The 18,587-nt window shown below is 72.1% G+C and carries 20 protein-coding genes; 15 read left to right on the top strand and 5 right to left on the bottom strand.

What is annotated here, in order from left to right:
* Window positions 1-2 precede the first annotated feature (2 nt).
* Entirely contained in the window at window positions 3-710 is a 708-nt protein-coding gene (locus IF188_RS03920) for an alpha/beta fold hydrolase (RefSeq protein WP_191170487.1), read from the top strand.
* 54 nt (window positions 711-764) lie between these two features.
* Here the strand turns inward: IF188_RS03920 and fabG are convergent, their stop codons facing one another.
* Window positions 765-1,475: a 3-oxoacyl-ACP reductase FabG gene (fabG, locus tag IF188_RS03915; protein WP_191170486.1), complete on the bottom strand. Its 711-nt coding sequence runs from the start codon at window positions 1,473-1,475 to the stop codon at window positions 765-767.
* A gap of 130 nt (window positions 1,476-1,605) precedes the next feature.
* Here fabG and IF188_RS03910 point away from each other — a divergent pair, with 130 nt between their 5' ends.
* The 4 genes from IF188_RS03910 to IF188_RS03895 all read left to right on the top strand — a co-directional run bounded on the left by IF188_RS03910 (window position 1,606) and on the right by IF188_RS03895 (window position 3,753).
* Entirely contained in the window at window positions 1,606-2,151 is a 546-nt protein-coding gene (locus IF188_RS03910; protein ID WP_318152767.1) for a DUF4190 domain-containing protein, read from the top strand.
* 71 nt (window positions 2,152-2,222) lie between these two features.
* A complete protein-coding gene (locus tag IF188_RS03905) occupies window positions 2,223-2,639 on the top strand; it encodes a DUF3099 domain-containing protein (protein ID WP_191170484.1) in 417 nt (138 codons plus the stop codon).
* A complete protein-coding gene (locus IF188_RS03900) occupies window positions 2,636-2,851 on the top strand; it encodes a hypothetical protein (protein WP_191170483.1) in 216 nt (71 codons plus the stop codon). The genes IF188_RS03905 and IF188_RS03900 overlap by 4 nt, the downstream gene beginning before the upstream one ends.
* Window positions 2,848-3,753 carry an SURF1 family cytochrome oxidase biogenesis protein gene (locus IF188_RS03895; RefSeq protein ID WP_224751407.1) on the top strand — a complete coding sequence of 302 codons (906 nt, stop codon included), beginning with the start codon at window positions 2,848-2,850 and terminating at the stop codon, window positions 3,751-3,753. Before IF188_RS03900 ends, IF188_RS03895 begins: the two co-directional genes overlap by 4 nt.
* A 161-nt stretch (window positions 3,754-3,914) precedes the next feature.
* On the opposite strand, the gene IF188_RS03890 is transcribed toward IF188_RS03895, so the two are convergent.
* The gene (locus tag IF188_RS03890) at window positions 3,915-5,513 is read right to left on the bottom strand and encodes an ABC-F family ATP-binding cassette domain-containing protein (RefSeq protein ID WP_191170482.1); all 1,599 of its coding nucleotides are present in this window, start codon (window positions 5,511-5,513) and stop codon (window positions 3,915-3,917) included.
* 168 nt (window positions 5,514-5,681) lie between these two features.
* Between IF188_RS03890 and IF188_RS03885 the strand changes: the two genes are divergently transcribed.
* From IF188_RS03885 to IF188_RS03840, 10 genes are all read left to right on the top strand, one after another.
* The gene (locus tag IF188_RS03885; RefSeq protein WP_191170481.1) at window positions 5,682-6,368 is read left to right on the top strand and encodes a DedA family protein; all 687 of its coding nucleotides are present in this window, start codon (window positions 5,682-5,684) and stop codon (window positions 6,366-6,368) included.
* Window positions 6,369-6,373: 5 nt separating this feature from the next.
* Window positions 6,374-7,696: a sensor histidine kinase gene (locus tag IF188_RS03880; RefSeq protein WP_191170480.1), complete on the top strand. Its 1,323-nt coding sequence runs from the start codon at window positions 6,374-6,376 to the stop codon at window positions 7,694-7,696.
* Window positions 7,693-8,364 carry a response regulator gene (locus IF188_RS03875; RefSeq protein ID WP_191170479.1) on the top strand — a complete coding sequence of 224 codons (672 nt, stop codon included), beginning with the start codon at window positions 7,693-7,695 and terminating at the stop codon, window positions 8,362-8,364. Before IF188_RS03880 ends, IF188_RS03875 begins: the two co-directional genes overlap by 4 nt.
* Before the next feature lie 116 nt (window positions 8,365-8,480).
* Entirely contained in the window at window positions 8,481-9,824 is a 1,344-nt protein-coding gene (locus IF188_RS03870; protein ID WP_191170478.1) for an acyltransferase family protein, read from the top strand.
* 9 nt (window positions 9,825-9,833) lie between these two features.
* The gene (locus IF188_RS03865; RefSeq protein ID WP_191170477.1) at window positions 9,834-10,481 is read left to right on the top strand and encodes a biotin transporter BioY; all 648 of its coding nucleotides are present in this window, start codon (window positions 9,834-9,836) and stop codon (window positions 10,479-10,481) included.
* 175 nt (window positions 10,482-10,656) lie between these two features.
* Complete coding sequence (locus tag IF188_RS03860; protein WP_318152765.1) at window positions 10,657-11,688, top strand: iron-siderophore ABC transporter substrate-binding protein; 1,032 nt, start codon at window positions 10,657-10,659, stop codon at window positions 11,686-11,688.
* Complete coding sequence (locus IF188_RS03855) at window positions 11,685-12,740, top strand: FecCD family ABC transporter permease (protein ID WP_318152764.1); 1,056 nt, start codon at window positions 11,685-11,687, stop codon at window positions 12,738-12,740. The genes IF188_RS03860 and IF188_RS03855 overlap by 4 nt, the downstream gene beginning before the upstream one ends.
* Entirely contained in the window at window positions 12,740-13,795 is a 1,056-nt protein-coding gene (locus IF188_RS03850) for a FecCD family ABC transporter permease (RefSeq protein ID WP_191170476.1), read from the top strand. Before IF188_RS03855 ends, IF188_RS03850 begins: the two co-directional genes overlap by 1 nt.
* A complete protein-coding gene (locus IF188_RS03845; protein WP_191170475.1) occupies window positions 13,792-14,646 on the top strand; it encodes an ABC transporter ATP-binding protein in 855 nt (284 codons plus the stop codon). The genes IF188_RS03850 and IF188_RS03845 overlap by 4 nt, the downstream gene beginning before the upstream one ends.
* A complete protein-coding gene (locus tag IF188_RS03840; protein WP_191170474.1) occupies window positions 14,643-15,551 on the top strand; it encodes a siderophore-interacting protein in 909 nt (302 codons plus the stop codon). The genes IF188_RS03845 and IF188_RS03840 overlap by 4 nt, the downstream gene beginning before the upstream one ends.
* 119 nt (window positions 15,552-15,670) lie before the next feature.
* On the opposite strand, the gene IF188_RS03835 is transcribed toward IF188_RS03840, so the two are convergent.
* From IF188_RS03835 to IF188_RS03825, 3 genes are all read right to left on the bottom strand, one after another.
* Window positions 15,671-17,029 carry an MFS transporter gene (locus IF188_RS03835; RefSeq protein WP_191170473.1) on the bottom strand — a complete coding sequence of 453 codons (1,359 nt, stop codon included), beginning with the start codon at window positions 17,027-17,029 and terminating at the stop codon, window positions 15,671-15,673.
* Complete coding sequence (locus IF188_RS03830) at window positions 17,026-18,189, bottom strand: MalY/PatB family protein (RefSeq protein ID WP_191170472.1); 1,164 nt, start codon at window positions 18,187-18,189, stop codon at window positions 17,026-17,028. Before IF188_RS03830 ends, IF188_RS03835 begins: the two co-directional genes overlap by 4 nt.
* Window positions 18,190-18,255: 66 nt before the next feature.
* Window positions 18,256-18,585, bottom strand: a complete 330-nt coding sequence (locus IF188_RS03825) for a metal-sulfur cluster assembly factor (protein ID WP_045298811.1) — start codon at window positions 18,583-18,585, stop codon at window positions 18,256-18,258.
* Window positions 18,586-18,587: the final 2 nt, after the last annotated feature.

Raw genomic sequence — 18,587 nt, 5'->3', positions numbered from 1 at the left:
ACATGCACATCATCCTCGTCCCCGGCCTGTGGCTGGACGCGTCGTCCTGGGGCGACGTCTCCCCCGCCCTCGAAGCCGCCGGTCATCGCACCCGCCCCCTCACAATGCCGGGGGTCGGCGCGATCGCGTCCGAGTCCGCCGGCATCGGGATGGCGGACTGGGTCGCCGCCGTCGCCGCCGAGATCGATGCCCTCGACGGTCAGATCGTGCTCGTGGGCCACTCCGGCGGCGGCAACGTCGCGTACGGCGCGGTCGATGCCCGTCCCGACCGCGTGACCCACCTCGTCCTGCTCGACACGTGGCCTCCCGGCGAGGGCGGGACGATCTCGGAGTTCCCGATCGTCGACGGGGTGGTCCCCTTCCCCGGGTGGGACTTCTTCGACGAGTCCGACGTCGCCGACCTCGACCCGCAGACCCGCGCGGATGCGGCTGCCCGCGCGAAGTCGGTGCCCGAGCAGATCCCCACGGATCCGATCCGGCTGATGGACGAACGACGCCGTGCGGTACCCGTGACGATCATCACCGGCACCGTGCCGGCGGCGCAGATCCGCGAGATCATCGCTGCCCCGCCCGCGTGGGCAGCCGAGCTCGCCGCGCTGCAGCAGGTCGACATCATCGAGCTCGGTGAGCCTGGAGATGCGACCGGCCACTGGCCGCAGTTCTCTCGCCCTGGCGCGGTGGCCGAGGCGATCCTGCAGGCCATCGGCTGATCACGGGTTCCGCGGGCGCATCGCAGATCAGCTGCGCCCGCGGAACCTCGGGCGTCAGTGGCCCATGCCGAGCCCGCCGTCGACGGGGATGACGGCGCCGGAGATGTAGGCGGCGTCGTCGGACGCGATCCACGTCACGACACCGGCGACCTCATCGGCGGACCCGTAGCGCCCGGCCGGGATGCTCTTCTTGTACTCCGCCTGCGTCTCGTCGGTGAGCTCGGCCGTCATGTCGGTCTCGATGAAGCCGGGGGCGACGACGTTCGCGGTGATGCCGCGGCCGCCGAGTTCCCGGGTGAGAGAGCGAGCGAAGCCGACGAGCGCGCTCTTGGACGCGGCGTAGTTGATCTGGCCGGGCGAGCCGTAGAGGCCGACGACGCTGGAGATGAGGATGACGCGGCCCCACTTGGCACGCAGCATCCCTTTCGACGCGCGCTTGACGACGCGGAACGCACCACCGAGGTTGGTCGCCACGACGCTGTCGAAGTCGTCCTCCGTCATGCGCAGCAGCAGTGTGTCCTTCGTGATGCCGGCGTTGGCGACGACGATCCCGACCGGTCCGAGCGTGTTCTCGACCTCGGTGAAGGCGGCGTCGACGGCTGCGGCATCCGTCACATCAGCACGCACCGTGAGGGTGCCTTCGGGACCCTCGCCGGAACGGGCGGTCACGGCGACCTTGTAGCCGGCTGCGACGAAGCGCTCGGCGATGGCGCGGCCGATGCCGCGGTTGCCGCCGGTGACGAGGACGACGCGATCGGTGGACATGGTTCACTCCCGGTGGTTTGCGACGGAACCGCACCAGCCTAGCGGCGAGCGGCGCCGCACCCCGGATGTGTTTGACACTGCCGCCGCGCCGCTGGGACGCTGGACGCAGACACCGACGAAAGGCCTCGCCGTGAGCGACACCTCCCCCACTCCCGAGCCGGGCGCGTACCCGCCCGTGCCGCCCGCTCCCCCGGCCGCGCAGCCGGGCGCATATCCGCCGCCCGCGACCGAGACCGCGGCTCCGGCTGCCCCCGCCGCGTACCCGCCGCCCGCCCAGGGTGCGTACCCGCCGCCCGCCTACGGCACCCCGGCGTCGCCCGCGCCGTACGGCACCGCGCCCGCCTACGGGGCCGCACCGGGGTACGCCGCAGCACCGGGCTACGGCTACGGCGCGCCCGCCAAGACGAACACCCTCGCGATCGTGTCGCTCATCGCATCGATCGCGAGCTTCGTGATCCTCCCCCTCGTCGGGTCGATCGTGGGCGTCATCACCGGCCACATGTCGCTCAAGCAGCTCAAGACGAGCGGCGAGCAGGGCCGCGGCATGGCGCTGGCGGGCACGATCGTCGGCTGGGTCGGAATCGGCCTCACGATCATCGGCATCGTGGCGTTCGTCCTGTTCTTCGTCGCCATCTACTCGACGGCCAGCACCTATTCGGGCGGCTACGGCAGCTGACCATCGCAGATCGCCCCGGAGCCCTGCTCCGGGGCGATCACGCGGTGCAACCGGCGTACCCTGGAAGCACCGTGAAGAACTCCAGCCACGCCCCGTCGGCCACGTCCCTGCCGCGCGCTCCGCGCGACGACGTCGGCGCGCGTTCGACCCGCTATCTCGTGATGATGGGCGTGCGCATCCTGTGCTTCATCCTGATGGTCGTCATCACCCCGTACGGCTGGTACACCTGGGTGTTCGGCGCCGCGGCGATCTTCCTGCCGTACATCGCCGTCGTCTCGGCGAACGTGGGACAGGAGGCGCGACGCAACCGCCGTGAGGACCCGGAGCCGTCCCTTCCCGCCGCCCCCGGTCCCGCCTCGGCCGGCGCGAACACCGACACCCGCGTGATCCGCGTCGAGGAGCAGCGCGAAGCGCCGCGCGAGGCGCCGTCTGCGCCAGGGCCGGAAGCGCCGACGGACGACCCCGAGACCCCCGGACCCGCGGCATGAGCGACGACGTCGCCGCGACCTGCTCGCGCGCCGGATGCCGTCTGCCCGCAAAATGGCGGATCGACTGGCGCAATCCGCGCATCCACACCGGCGACCGCCGCAAGACGTGGGTCGCGTGCGATGAGCACGTCGGTTACCTCCGAGAATTCCTCGCCGCGCGCGACTTCCCCCTCGAGGTCTCGTCACTCGCCGACACGGGAGTGTCGCGATGAGCCGCGGCGTCAGCATGCAGAATCTGCCCCGCGCAGGCCGGTGGGCGATCTACGTCGCCCTGGCCGTCGTGTTCGCGATCGCGTGCGCCTTCCTGTCGCACTGGCAGTTCTCGCGCAACGAGGAGCGCTCGCACCAGCTCGCGCTGGTCGCACAGAACTATGGCGCCGACCCCGTGCCGCTCGCGGAGGCGATCCCGCCCGGCGGCGAACTCGACCCGCAGGACGAGTGGCGCCCGGTCACGCTGACCGGCGAGTACCTCGCCGAGGACCAGCTGCTGGCGCGCAACCGCCCGCACGGCGGCACGTCGTCCTTCGAGGTCCTGGTGCCCTTCCGCCTCGACGACGGGCGCGTGCTGCTCGTGGACCGCGGCTGGGTGCCACCGGGAGACGATCAGCCCGAGCCCGATGCCGTGCCCGCACCCCCGGCGGGTGAGGCGACCGTCGTGGTGCGCCTGCGCCCGGGCGAGGCGCTGCCGTCGTCGGGCCGCTCGGCGCCCGCCGGCCAGGTGCCCACGATCAACCTCGACCTCGTGGCCGACACGATCCCGCCCGACGCCGGCGAGGCGCTGGAGCGCAGCGCCTACGGCGTCATGGTGAGCGAGGATCCCGCGCCGTCCACCGTGCCGAACGCGCTCGAGGCGCCGTCCGACGATCCCGGGCCCCACCTGTCGTACGCGATCCAGTGGATCATGTTCGCGATCATGGGCTTCGTCTTCATCGGCTACGTGATCCGCACCGAGCGCAAGCACCGTCGCGAGGACGCCGAGGACGACGAGGCCGAGCCCGACACCGAACGACCCGGTGATGCCGCATCGGCCGCGCCGCCGGCATCCCCTCGCCCCCGCCGCCGCGACCGCGACGCCGAGGATGAGGACGCCCTGATCGACGCCGCCGGTCACTGACCCGACACAGAATCGGATCCGCGCCTGCGGGCCCGCTGGACGACACGCCGGTGTGGCAGGACCGGCGACGGCGTGTCGCCCCGTTGCTCCGCACCTGCGGATCCGATTCTGTGCCGTCGGCCGCTCCTGCGGATCCGATTCTGTGCCGCGGCCGCTGACCGCTACGCGAGCGAGATGAGGTCCGCGTAATCGCGGCCCCAGATGTCTTCGACGCCGTCGGGCAGGATCAGCACGCGCTCGGGGTTGAGCGCCTCGACGGCGCCCTCGTCGTGCGAGACCAGCACGACGGCGCCCTCGTAGTGCGCGAGCGCGCCGAGGATCTCATCGCGCGAGGCGGGATCGAGGTTGTTGGTGGGCTCGTCGAGCAGCAGCATGTTCGCGCTGGAGACCACGAGGGTCGCCAGCGACAGGCGCGTCTTCTCGCCGCCCGACAGCACACCGGCGGGCTTGAGCACGTCGTCACCGGTGAACAGGAACGACCCGAGCACCTTGCGCGCCTCGGTGGCGTTGATGTCGGGCGCGGCCGACATCATGTTCTCGAGCACCGAGCGGTCGACGTCGAGGTTCTCGTGCTCCTGCGCGTAGTAGCCGATCTTGAGTCCGTGGCCGGGCTCGAGCTGTCCGGTATCGGGCTGGTCGACGCCGGCGAGGATGCGCAGCAGCGTCGTCTTGCCCGCGCCGTTGAGGCCGAGCACGACGACCTTCGAGCCGCGGTCGATCGCGAGGTCGACGTCGGTGAAGATCTCCAGCGACCCGTACGACTTCGACAGGCCCGAGGCCATGAGCGGCGTCTTGCCGCACGGTGCGGGCTTCGGGAACCGCAGCTTCGCGACGCGCTCCTCCTGGCGCACCTCGTCGAGGCCGGCGAGCATCTTCTCGGCGCGCGCGACCATCTGGTGCGCTGCGGCGGCCTTCGAGGCCTTGGCGCCGAACCGGGCCGCCTGCTGCTGCAGGACGGTCGCCTTCTTCTCGACGTTGGCGCGCTCCTTCTTACGGCGCTCCTCGTCGGCCACCCGCTGGCGCAGGTAGTTCTTCCAGTTCATGTTGTAGACGTCGATGACCTGGCGGTTCGCGTCGAGGTAGAACACGCGGTTCACCGTCTCGCCGACGAGCTCCACGTCGTGCGAGATGACGATGAGCCCGCCCTTGTAGCCCTTGAGGAACTCGCGCAGCCACACGACGCTGTCGGCGTCGAGGTGGTTGGTCGGCTCGTCGAGGATCATCGTCTGCGCGTCCGAGAACAGGATGCGGGCGAGCTCGATGCGGCGGCGCTGACCACCCGAGAGCGTCTTCAGCGGCTGGTCGAGGATGCGGTCGGGCAGCGAAAGGTTGTGCGCGATCGAGGCCGCCTCAGCCTCGGCCGCGTAGCCGCCGAGGGCTTCGAAGCGCTCGGTGAGGTTCGCGTACTTGCGCATGGCGCGGGCGGCGACGGCTTCGTCGTCGCTGCCCATGGCGAGGGATGCCTCGTGCATGCCGATCGCGAGGGTGCCGAGGCCGCGCGCATCGAGGATGCGGGTGCGCGCGAGCATCTCGGGGTCGCCCGAGCGCGGGTCCTGCGGCAGGTACCCGAGCTCGCCGGAGCGCTCGACCTTGCCGTCGGCGGGGATCAGGTCGCCCGCGAGCACCTTCGTCAGGGTGGTCTTGCCGGCGCCGTTGCGACCGACGAGCCCGATCTTGTCTCCGTCGGACACGCGGAACGAGACGTCCGACATCAGTACGCGGGCGCCCACGCGGATCTCTAGGTCGTGCACGGCGAGCACAGCGGATGTCCGTTCCGTCGATGGCAAGGGAAGATCGGCCGAGTGGCCAGCCATCCAGTATACGGGGCCGGGTGCGACGCGAGCCGCAGAGGAATACCACCACGGAGGGATGCAGGTCGGTACTCCGGAGTGATGCGCCGGAGGTGCTCGGCTTCGTACCGTCTCGGAGTGGACTTCCTCAACGAGCTCATCCTGCAGGCGGCGGCCTCGCCGTGGCTGTTCCTCGTCATGTTCGCGACCGCGGTCATCGACGGCTTCTTCCCGCCCATCCCGAGCGAGACCGTGCTCGTCGCGGCGGCGGCCGTGATCGCGTCGTCGGGCGCGGGGAGCATCGTGCTGCTGTGCGCGGTGGCCGCCGTCGGCGCGGTCATCGGCGACAACATCGCGTACGCGATCGGCCGGGGGCTCGGCGTGACCCGTTGGCGATGGATGCGGCGACCGCGTGTGGCCGCCGCGGTCGAGCGGGCCCAGCGCGCGCTGGAACACCGCGGCGCGCCGCTGATCCTCGCGGCGCGCTACGTGCCCGTCGGTCGAGTGGCCGTCAACATGAGCGCGGGAGCGCTGCGCTACCCCTGGCGACGATTCCTTCCGCTGAGCGTCCTCGCCGCAGCGACGTGGGCCGCGTACAGCGCGATCATCGGCGTCCTGGCCGGTGCCTGGATCGAGGACCAGCCGCTGCTGAGCGCCGTGATCGGCATCGCGTTCGCCCTGGTCATCGGCGTCGTCGTCGAGCGGGTCGCGGCGCTGCGCCGCCGCCGCGCCGCGAAGGCGTCGACGGCCGCGGCGGCGGCGGCGACCGGCGCCGCCGATGCCGGTGATCGCGCGGAGCGCTGCGCCGCCCAGGTGGCAGGATGACACCCGTGGCAGTGAAGTCCGCGCACTCGCCCGCACGGCGCACGAGACCAGCCTGGCCGAACGACCGGCGGGGGTGGATGATCGCCGTACTCTCGGCGATCGCGCTCGTCCTGTTCAGCGTGCTGGTGCCCGTGCACGCGGCCGCCTATCTCGTCCCGGTCCCGTTCGCGATCCTGGTGGGCGCGGCGGCGGTGACCGCGCCGGTCCTCTCGGTGCGGTTCCCGAAGAGCGCGATCGCCCTCTTCACCGCCGCGGCGCTGCTGTTCCCTCCGACCGTGCCGGCGGCGGTCGCCGCGACAGCGCCGTTCCCGTGGTCGGTGCCCATGCTCCTCGCCTTCGCGGTGATGGTCGCGGCGGTGACGCTCGAGCACGGCTGGCGCTTCGGGCTCGCGCAGTTCGGGCTCGGCAGCCTCGCCGGCCTGGTCGCGGCGGCCGTCTACCCCGCCGTGCCGAGCGCGAACACCCTCATCGTCACCACTGCGGTGGTCGGCGGGATCTACCTGGTGGCGGTCCTCGTGGCGAGCCGGCTGCGGGTGGGCGCCGAGCTGACCCGCGAGAGAGAGCTCACTGCACTGGAGCAGTCGCGACGCCAGGTCGTCGAGGAGCGCACGCGCATCGCCCGTGAGCTCCACGACGTGGTCGCCCACGGCATGTCGCTCATCCAGGTGCAGGCCTCGACCGCGCGCTACCGCGTGCCGGACCTGCCCGCGGACGCCGCCCGCGAGTTCGACGAGATCGCGCAGACCGCCCGCACCGGACTGACCGAGATGCGGCGCCTGCTCGGCGTGCTGCGCACGGAGGACCAGACCGCCGAACTCGCTCCCCAGCAGGGGCTGCGCGACATCCCTGCCCTCGTCGAGAGCGTCCGCCGCGCCGGTGCCGACGTGGAAGCCGCGCTGCCGGCATCCTTCCCGCCCGTTCCCGATGCGGTCGGCATCACCGCCTTCCGCGTCGCGCAGGAGGCGCTCAGCAACGCCGTCCGCCACGCCCCGGGCGCGCCGATCGCGCTCTCGGTGGAGGTGGATGCCGTCGCCCTGCGCCTCGTCGTGCGCAACGGCCCCTCCGCCGCCCCCGACGCCGCACCGCCCACCGCGCCGGCCGGCGCCGCATCGCGCGGCCACGGCCTCGTCGGCATGCGCGAGCGTGCCGCCCTCGTCGGCGGTAGCGTGGACGCGGCGGCGGATCCGGACGGCGGCTGGACGGTCGCGGTGGTGCTGCCCGTCCCGCCGATGCCGCCCGACCCGCACAGCCCCACCGACCCGCACGCCCCGACCGACCCGCACGCCCCGACCGACCCGCACACCCCGACCGACGGAGAGCCCCTGTGACGATCAGCGTCCTCATCGCCGACGATCAGGCGATGGTGCGGGCCGGTTTCGCCGCGCTCCTGGACGCGCAGGACGATGTGCGGGTGGTCGGCCAGGCGGCCGACGGCGCGCAGGCGGTCGCGCTCGCGACCCGGCTGAACCCCGACGTGGTGCTGATGGACGTGCGCATGCCCGAGCTCGACGGGATCGCCGCAACCCGGCGCATCCTGGGTCCCTCGTACCCCGCCGCGCACGTCCCGCGCATCCTCATGCTTACGACGTTCGACATCGACGACTACGTCTACGACGCCCTCGAAGCGGGGGCCAGCGGATTCCTCCTGAAGGACGCGTTGCCCGAGGACCTCGTGCATGCGGTGCGCGTGGTCGCCGCGGGCGACGCCCTGCTCGCCCCGAGCGTCACCCGTCGCATGATCGAGCACTTCGCCGCACGGCGCCCCCGTTCGGGATCGGCCGCCGCCGCGCTGCACGAGCTCACCGAGCGCGAGCGCGAAGTGCTGACCCTCATCGGCCGCGGCCGCTCCAACGGCGAGATCGCCGCGGAACTGTTCATCTCCGAGCAGACCGTCAAGACGCACGTGGGCAAGGTGCTCGCCAAGCTCGGCGCCCGCGACCGCGTGCAGGCCGTGATCTTCGCGTACGACGCGGGGCTGGTCGAGCCGGCCGCATGACCGGCTGACGGGCCGCGTCTCACCCCACGGGGTGAGTCGAGGACGGCACCCCGGGGCGATGTCTGCGACGCCACCGGCTTTCTAGCCTTCCGGAACAGACGTTCCGAGGAGGAGCCATGACCATCGCACGGGCCGCGCTTGCGGCATCCACTCCCCGCTCCGGCAGCCGGGACCGCGCCGTCGATCTCGTCCGCGCCGCGTGCATCGCCGGCGTCGTGATGCTGCACGCGATGATGGTCGGCGTCGCCGTCACCGGCGGCGTGCCGTCGTTCGTCAACGCGAGCGACGGGACGTGGTGGGTCGTGCCGCTCAGCTGGGTGCTGCAGGTGATGCCGCTGTTCTTCGTGATCGGCGGCTTCTCGGCCGCGACGGCCTACCGCCGTGCGCGTGAGCGCGGCGGCGACGCGGTCGGGTTCGTCGCGGGACGCGTGCAGCGCCTGCTGCGTCCCGCGATCGTCACGATCGGGATCGTCGGCCTGCTGCTCGCGCTGCTCGCCTCGGCCGGCGTGCCCGCCGACCTCGTGGCGCTCGCCGGATTCCGCTTCGGGCAGCCACTGTGGTTCCTCGGGGTGTTCCTGGTGTGCCAGGCGCTCGTCCCGGCGCTGCTGCGGCTGCACGAGCGCGCTCCGTACGCCACGATCGCCGCGCTGACGATCGCCGCGACCGGTGTCGATGTGGCACGGATGCAGTCCGGCATCGACGGCCTGGGGTTCCTCAACCTCGCGTTCGTCTGGCTCGCACTGCAGCAGCTGGGGTTCTTCCTCGCCGACGGCCGCATCGACGCCCTGTCGCGGCGGGCCCGCACGATCGCGGCGATCGGCGCGGTCGCCGCCCTCGCGGCGTCGTTCGTGAGCGGCATCCACTCCCCCGACCTGGTCGCCAACATCAACCCGCCCACGACGGCGCTGCTGCTGGTCGGCGTCGTGCACACCGCCCTGTTCTCGCTGCTGCGCGAGCCGATCGCGCGGTTCGCGGATCGACCCGTCGTCCGTCGCGTCACCGACTTCGTCACACCGCGCGCGATGACGGTCTACCTGTGGCACATGCCCGTCCTGCTGGGACTCGCGGGACTCACCGCGGCGTCGGCTCTGTGGACGGGGATGCCGCTCCCCGCCGTCGACAGCGGCCTGTGGTGGCTCACACGACCGGCGTGGCTGGCGCTCGCGCTCGCCGTCACCGCGGCGGTCGTGGTCGTGGCCGCGCGCGTGGAGGCGATGACCCCGCCGCCGCTCACGTCTTCGGGCCGGCGCGCCGGCCTCGGCGTGCTGGCGGGGACCGCGGCGGTGGCGATGCTGCTTGTCGCGGGGACCACGGTCATCACGGCGACGATCGCCGTCGCGCTGCTCGCCGGAGCGCTCCGGCTCGCCCGCGCCGACGCACCGGCTCGTGTAGAGGGCGGACAGCGGATCGTCCGTTCATTGGTGGACCGCGTGCAAGTATCCGCACATCCGGCCCCCTAGGCTGAGGCCATGTCATCCATCGCCGCCGCCCCGGCCGCCTCCGCCGGCACCCGTCGCGTGCTCGCCGACGTCATCGCCCGCCCGTCCTCGCGCGCCCGCGCCTTCGCCCTCGATGCCGGCCTGGTCATCACCGGAGCGGCGATCGTGGCGCTGCTCGCCCAGGTCGAGATCCCGCTGTGGCCCGTCCCCATCACCGGCCAGACACTCGGTGTGATCGTCGTGGGCGCCGCTCTCGGCGCTTGGCGCGGCGCCGCGGCGCTGACCACGTACATGCTCGCGGGACTCGCGGGGCTCCCGGTCTTCGCCGGATTCACCGGCACGGTCGCCGCCCTCGGCAAGCCGAGCTTCGGCTTCGTGATCGGTTTCATCGTCTCGGCGTTCGTGGCCGGCTGGTTCGCCGAGCGCGCGTGGGACCGCAAGCCGTGGCTCGCGTTCATCGGCTTCGCGATCGCCAGCGCCGTACCGTTCGTCTTCGGCATCCCCTACATGGCGATGATCCTGAACGGCGTCATGGGCCTGGACTACTCGTTCGGCGCGCTGCTGGAGGCCGGACTGCTCCCGTTCATCGTCGGCGGGCTCGTCAAGGCGGCCCTCGCCGCGGCGATCATCCCCGGTGCATGGGCGCTCGTGCGCGCCGTCGACAAGACCAAGGAATGACGGGATGCCGCGGCCTGCGGTATCCCCTTCACGAAAGCCCCGGTCGTACGACCGGGGCTTTCGTGTTCTCGTCGTTCGATGACGCGTTGGATTCGCGATCTGGGAAACCGCTGAGTAAGGTTGGCCTTACCCCGCCCATCTAAGGGCACCCTTACCTAACTTTCCGGAGGATTCTGTGCGCCTGCCCCGCCCCGCCGCCGCCCTCGCGACGATCGCCGTCGCCGCCGTCACCCTCGTCGGGTGCTCCAGCGCCGCGGCGGACAGCGCCGACGACAACGCCGGCGCCGCGGCCGATGGCTTCCCGATCACCATCGAGCACGCCCTCGGCGAGACGGTGATCGACGCGCAGCCCGAACGCGTCGCCACGATCGCGTGGGGCAACCAGGACGTGGCCCTCGCACTGGGCGTCGTCCCGGTCGGGAGCGACACGCAGGTCTGGGCGTGGAGCGGAGCCTCCGAGCCCGGCGTGTACGAGTGGACGAGCGACAAGCTCGACGAGCTCGGCGCCGAGCAGCCGACCCTGTTCGACACGACCGACGGCATCGACTTCGAAGCGATCGCCGACACCGCGCCGGACGTCATCCTCGCCGCGCAGTCCGATCTCAGCCAGGAGGACTACGACACCCTCAGCGCCATCGCGCCCGTCGTGTCGTACCCCGACATCCCGTGGTTCACGCCGTGGCGCGACCAGATCACGCTGAACGCCGAAGGCCTGGGCCTCGCGGCGGAGGGCGACGCCCTCGTCGCCGACCTCGAGCAGCAGATCGCCGACGCCACGGCGGACGCCGGCTTCGACGGGAAGAGCGCCGCGTTCTTCTACATGTCGCCCGCCGACCTGTCCACCGTGTCGCTGTACACGGGCGGCGACTCGCGGACCGCGTTCCTGGGCGACCTCGGCTTCGCGCTGCCGCAGGTCGCCGTCGACGCCGCCGAAGAGGGATCGTTCTACCTCGACTACAGCGCCGAGAACGCCGACCAACTGGCCGACGTCGACGTCATCGTCGCCTACGGCGACGAGACGCTGCTGCCCGCTCTGCAGGCCGACCCGCTGTGGAGCACGCTTCCCGCCGTGCAGGCCGGCGCGGTCGTCGCCGTCGGCGAGGGCGACGCGTACAGCGCCGCCGTCAGCCCCACCGCACTGTCGATCCCGTGGGTCCTCGACCAGTACGTCGGCGACCTGAAGGCCGCTGCCGCCAAGGTGCAGTGACCGACACCCTGATCGCGCCGCGCCGCGCGTCCACCCGTCCGGTGGGCGCGCGGCGTCGCGTGGCCGTGCTCGTCGTCGCGATCGTCGCCGTCGTCCTGGCGGTCGTGGTGTCGCTGTCGTTCGGGTCGCGCCCCGTGTCGGTCGCGCAGATCGTCGACGGCATCGCGTCGTGGCTGCGCGGCGAGACGGCCGCCGACATCGGCGCCATCGCGGTGCAGAGCCGCGTGCCGCGCACGGTCCTGGCGCTGCTCGCCGGCGCCGCGCTCGCCCTCGCGGGTGCGCTCATGCAGGCGATCACCCGCAACCCGCTGGCAGATCCGGGCATCCTCGGCGTGAACACCGGCGCCGCGCTCGCCGTCGTCATCGGCATCGCGTTCCTCGGCACCTCCAGTGCGCTGGGCTACCTCGGGCTCGCACTCGTCGGCGCATTCGTCACCGCCTTCTTCGTCTACTTCGTGGGTTCCGTCGGCCCCGGCGGCACCACCCCCATCAAGCTCGCGCTCGCCGGCGCGGCGACCACGGCCGCGCTGTCGTCGCTCGTGGCGGCGATCCTGCTCCCCCGCCAGGCGGTCATGGACGAGTTCCGCTACTGGCAGATCGGAAACGTGGGCCGCGCCGACTGGGAGACCATGGGCATCGTCGTGCCCGTGATCGCCGTGGGCGTCGTCATCGCGCTCCTGTGCGCCACGTCGCTCAACGCGCTCGCGCTCGGCGACGACGTCGCCGTCGGCCTCGGCGTCCACGTCGGACGGATCCGCCTCGTCGCCGCCGTCGCGGGCGTCACCCTCTGCGCCGCCGTCACCGCCGTCGCGGGGCCCATCGGCTTCGTCGGTCTCATGGTCCCCCATGCCGTGCGACTTCTCGTCGGCTCCGATCAGCGGTGGCTGCTGCCGCTGTCCGCTCTGGGCGGGGCCGTCCTGCTCACGCTCTCCGACACCATCGGGCGCGTCATCGGCGCACCCGGCGAGGTCGAGGCCGGGATCATCACCGCGTTCCTCGGGGCACCGGTGCTCATCGCGATCGCCCGCCGCACGCGACTGAGGGGGATGTGATGACCACGGTGCTCTCGCACGTCACCGACGCGCACCTCGATCAGGTCCGCAGCGGCCGGCTGCGCCGCCGTCGGCGCAGGGTCATCGCGCTGTGGACCATGGCCGTCGTGCTCGTCGCCTTGTTCGGCGCGATGCTCATGCTCGGCAACACCGTCTACCCGCTGTCGGACGTGCTCGCGGTGCTGACCGGCCAGAAGGTGCCGGGCGCGTCGTTCACGGTGGGCACGCTGCGCCTCCCCCGCGCGCTGACCGGGGTGCTCGCCGGCATCGCGTTCGGTGTGGCCGGTGCCACCTTCCAGACGATGCTGCGCAACCCGCTCGCGAGCCCCGACGTGATCGGCATCACCGCGGGAGCCAGCGCGGCGTCGGTCTTCGCGCTCGTGGTCCTGCATTGGGGCAGCGGAGCGACCATGGCCCTCGCCCTGGTCGCCGGCGTCGGCACAGCGGCGGTGATCTATCTCACCGCGCGCGGCGGCGACGCCACCGGCGGCCGGCTCATCCTCATCGGCATCGGGGTGGGCGCCATGCTCGACGCGGTCGTGGCGTTCCTGCTGCTGCGCGCCGCGGTGTGGGACCTCGCCGTCGCCACTCGCTGGATGACCGGCAGCCTCAACGGCTCGCGCATGGAGGACGTGCCGCCGCTCGCGATCGCCGTCGCGGTCCTCGTGCCGGTCGTCCTGCTCCGGGGGCGCGACCTCGGCGCGCTCGAACTCGGCGACGCCTCGGCGACAGCGCTCGGCGTGCGGGTGGACCGGACCCGGGTCGTGCTCATCGTCGCCGCGGTCGCGCTCGCGTGCTTCGCCACGGCGACGACGGGCCCGATCGCATTCGTCGCGTTCCTGGCCGGCCCGATCGCGGCGCGCATCGTCGGCCCCGGCACGTCCGTCATCCTGCCGGCGGCGCTGACCGGCGCGGTCCTCGTGCTGGCCGCGGACCTGCTCGGCCAGTTCGCCTTCGACACGAAGTTCCCCGTGGGCGTCATCACCGGCATCCTCGGCGCGCCGTACCTCATCTACCTGCTCGTCCGAACCAGCCGCCGCGGAGGATCGTCATGACCGCACACCACGCCATCCGGACCGAGAGCCTGGTCGCCGGCTACGGCGGGCGCAGGGTCGTCGACGGCATCGACCTGCAGGTCCCGGTGGGACGCATCAGCGTCATCGTGGGGGCCAACGCGTGCGGCAAGTCGACGCTCCTGAAGACGATCTCGCGGCTGCTGCCGGCGCAGCAGGGCGCGGTCCTGCTCGACGGCAAGCGCATCGATCAGATCCCCACGAAAGAGCTGGCCCGCACCCTGGGCCTGCTCCCGCAGCAGCCCGTCGCCCCGGAGGGGATCGCCGTGGCCGACCTGGTCGGCCGGGGCCGGCATCCTCATCAGAAGCTCTTCCGCTCGTGGACCACCGCGGACGACCGGGCGGTGGCCGAAGCGCTCGCCGCGACCGGCGTCCTCGATCTCGCCGATCGCGCCGTCGACGAGCTCTCGGGCGGGCAGCGCCAGCGCGTGTGGATCGCGATGGCGCTGGCGCAGCAGACCGATGTGCTGCTGCTCGACGAGCCGACGACCTTCCTCGACGTCTCGCATCAGATCGATGTGCTCGATCTGCTCGCCGACCTGAACGCGACGCGCGGCACCACGATCGTCATGGTGCTGCACGACATCAACCTCGCGGCCCGCTACGCCGACCATCTGTTCGCGCTGTGCCAGGGCCGGCTCGTCGCCGACGGGGCGCCCGCCGAGGTCGTGACGAGCGAACTCGTGCGCGAGGTGTTCGACCTCGACTCGCTGGTGATCGCCGACCCGGTCTCGGGCGCGCCCCTGGTGCTCCCCCGCGGCCGGCATCACTCGCGCGCAGACGTCGACGCGGCCGCGCTCCACGCACCCGACCCCACAGGAGACCTCCGATGACCGACGCCCGCCCGACGAACCGCTTCTTCCGCGCAACGGTCGCGTCGATCGCCGACGTGACGCCGAGCTTCCGCCGCTTCACGTTCGCGGGCGACGATCTCGCCGACTACGGCGATCCCGGGCTCGATCAGCGGATCAAGATCGTCTTCCCCACGCGCACGCTCGGTCTGGACGCGATGCCGCTCGGCGACGACTGGTACACGCAGTGGCGCGAGCTGCCAGAGGATCGGCGGCTGCCCTTCCGCACCTACACCACGCGCTACGTCCGCAACGACGTCAGCGAGGTCGACGTCGACATGGTGTCGCACGACGTGCTCGGCCCCGCCTCGGACTGGATCGACCGCGCGCAGGTCGGCGACGAGGTGCTGATCTACGCCCCCACCACCGCGCACGAGGGCGTCAGCTTCGGCATCGACTTCGTGCCGCCGGCGCAGGTCGACGCGATCCTGCTGGCCGGCGACGAGACCGCCGCACCGGCGATCGCCGCGATCCTGGAGCAGCTGCCGCGCGAGGCCCGCGGAGTGGTCGCGGTGGAGCTGCCGCACACGGACGACGCGGCGTACCTGCCGCGGCATCCCGGTTTCGAGTACCGCATCGGCGCGCGCGGCCATGGCGACCGCCACGCACATCTGATGGGGGCGGTGGCCGACGCGGCCGCCGGCCTCGCCCCTGCCGGCGCCGGTGCCGACGTCGAAGAGGTCGACATCGACACCGACATCCTGTGGGAGGTGCCGCGCACCGCGAAGGGCGGGGCGGCGCTCAAGAGCGCACGCCTCTACGCGTGGCTCGCCGGCGAAGCGGGCGCCATCAAGGCGCTGCGCCGCCACCTGGTCTCGGAGCGCGGCGTCGATCGCCGCGCCGTGGCGTTCATGGGCTACTGGAGGCTCGGCCGCGCGGAGAATTGAGTCGGGCCGGATCAATGCGACGAAGGAGCGTTGATGCGGCCCGACTCAAGGTTGAGCGAGCGAAGCGAGTCGAAACCTCGCTCCCCGGCTCACGGCGCCCCGCCTACGCCCATACCCTCCTACCGCCCCGCCTCGTGCGCATGTCCCAGCCGCAGTCCGGGCACGAGCGCGCCGAGCGCCAGCAGCGCGGCGATCGCGAACACGGCCGGGAATCCCGCGCCCGTGCCCGCGAACGCGGTGAACACCAGCCCCATGACGGCGATCGACGACGCCGACCCTACCGAGTCCGAGATCGACAGCGCGGACGAGTTGAACCCCTGATTCTGCGGCGTCGAGTACGCGAGGGTCAGCACCGTGAGCCGCGGGTACATGAGGCCCATCCCGGCGCCCGCGAGCCCCCAGCCGGCGATCAGCACCGCCGGGTGCAGCCCGAGCAGCGCCGTCACCAGCGCGAACCCGAGCGCGGCGACGAGCAGCGCCGTGCCCACCAGCGTGATGCGCGTATTGCCGATGCGGTCGCCGAAACGGCCCTGCACATCCGCGGCGACCGCCCACGCGAGGGCGGCCGCGGTCAGTCCGAGCCCCGCGAACGTCGGCGAGAAGCCGTCCTCGGCGATGAGCAGGTAGGGCACGTAGATCTCGGCGCCGAACAGGGCGCCCGCGATGAGCCCGCGCATCAGCACGACGCTCGGCAGCCCGCGCCCCGCACGCAGCGTGCCGCGCGGCAGCAGCGGTCGTGCCGCCAGCCCGATGAGGAGAATGGATGCCGCCACCGCCGCCCACGACCATGCCCCGAGCTCTCCCGCCAGACTCAGCCCGAGGGCGCCGACGGCCACGGCCACGGCACAGGCCACGCGGGGCGCGATCCGGCCCGTCGCGGGCTGGTCAGTGTGCAGCGGCAGTCCGTACAGACGTGACACCACCATGACGAAGGCCGCCACCGTGAGCCCGGCGACGCCGAGGAACACCCAGCGCCAGTGCAGGAACTCGGCGACCGCGCCGGCGAGGAACGGCCCGATGAGCGACGGAACCACCCACGCGGCGGAGAACGCCGCGAACACGCGTCCGTGCAGGATGCCGGGGTACACGCGGGCGACGACCACGTACAGCGCGACGGTCTGCCCGCCCGTGCCGAGTCCTTGCACGAGCCGGCCGGCGACGAGCACGGGCATCGTCAGCGCGAGGCCGGCGATCACCAGGCCGACGACGAACAGCGCCACCGCGGTCGACAGCGGCGCGAGCACACCGCCGCGATCGCACCATGCCCCGACGACCACCATGCCGATGACGCTCGTGGCGAGCGTGCCCGCGAACGCCACGGCATACAGGCGGTCGCCGTTCAGGTCGGCGCTCACGACGGGCATCACGGTGGTGACCGCGAGGGACTGCATCGCCGCGAGGAAGATCAGCGCGATCGCGCCGATCGTCACCCAGACGTAGCGCGCGCTCCAGATGCCGGTGTCGGTGCCGACGCTCACGAGCGCGCGAGCGCGCCGATGCGCTCCACCGCCTCGCGCAGCACCTCAGGAGAGCAGCCGAAGTTCAGGCGCACATGTCCCTTGCCTTCGGCGCCGAAGTGCGGACCGAAGTGCAGCGCGACCTTCGCCTCGCGCAGGATCTTGGACGCGGGGTTGTCGCCCCAGCCGAGGTCCGTGAGGTCGATCCAGGCCAGGAAGCCGGCATCCGGGATCCGATAGCGGGCCGCCGGCACGTGCTCCGCGAGCAGTTCGGCCAGCAGCACGCGGTTCACGTCGAGCGTCTCCAGCTGCGCCTCGAGCCACTCGTCGCTCTCGGCCGAGAACGCGGCGACGCCGGCGAGGGCGCCGAACAGTCCGGTGCGCCACTCCACCTCGGCGGGCAGTGCGTTCACCACCGCGGTGGTGGCGTCGTCGGCGGTGACCATGAGGGCGCACTTGAGGCCGGCGAGGTTGAACGCCTTGCTGGCGCTCGTCACCGCGTACCCGACCCGCGCCGCCGCGGGCGACGCGTCCAGGAACGGCGTGAACACGGCCCCGCGGTTCACGAGCGGGGAGTGGATCTCGTCGCTGACAACCACCGCACCGTGCTTCTCGGCGAGGGCGGCGAGAGCCGCGAGGCTCTCTCGCGAGTGGGCCGTTCCCGTCGGGTTGTGCGGGTTGCACAGCAGCACGGCGCGAGCGCCGGCGGCCAGCGCCGCGTCGATGCCGTCCAGGTCGAGCTGCCACGCGTCGCCGGTGTCGACGAGCGGCACGCGTTCGATCACGGCGCCCGCCTCAGGCACGCAGTCGTAGAACGGCGGGTACACCGGCGGGGTGACGATCACCCGATCGCCGGGTGCGGTGACCTGCCGCAGGAGTTCGACGACGCCCATCATCACGTCGCAGGTCGTTCGGACCCGGGCGGGGTCGACGGTCCAGCCGAAGCGGCGCTGCGCGAATTCGGCGAACGCGTCGCGGATGCCGGGGTCCGGCGGCGTGTAACCGGTGTCGCCCAGCTGCACCGCCTGCAGCAGCGTCGCGGTGACCGCCGGAGCGGGTGCGAAGTCCGTCTCGGCGACGAACAGCGGCAGGACGTCCTCCGGGTACGTGCGCCACTTCGTGCTGCTGCGCTGACGCAGCTGGTCGACGGACAGAGCCTGCAGGGGGGTGGTGACGCTCACCCCACGAGCCTACCGAGCGCCGCGACACCGGGACTCCCCGACGTCACCCGCCGAAACCCGGACGGGTCAGATCGCGAAGCCGAGGGCGCGCATCATGTCGCGCCCGTCGTCGGTGATCCGCTCGGGACCCCACGGCGGCATCCACACCCAGTTGATGCGGAACCGCTCCACGATGTCGTCGAGCGCCTGCGCCGTCTGCTCTTCGAGCACGTCGGTGAGCGGGCAGCCCGCCGAGGTGAGCGTCATATGGATGACCAGCGCGTCGTTCTCGTCGTCCCACGCGAGATCGTAGATGAGGCCGAGGTCGACGACGTTGATCCCCAGCTCGGGGTCCATCACGTCTTTGAGGGCCTCGGTGACCTCGTCGTACTTCTCGGGCGTGAGAGTGGCCGTCATAA

This window comes from Microbacterium helvum (assembly GCF_014779795.1).
GTDB lineage: Bacteria > Actinomycetota > Actinomycetes > Actinomycetales > Microbacteriaceae > Microbacterium > Microbacterium helvum.
Note: the sequence above shows the minus strand (reverse complement) of the source record. Positions and strands in the feature narration are given on the sequence as shown.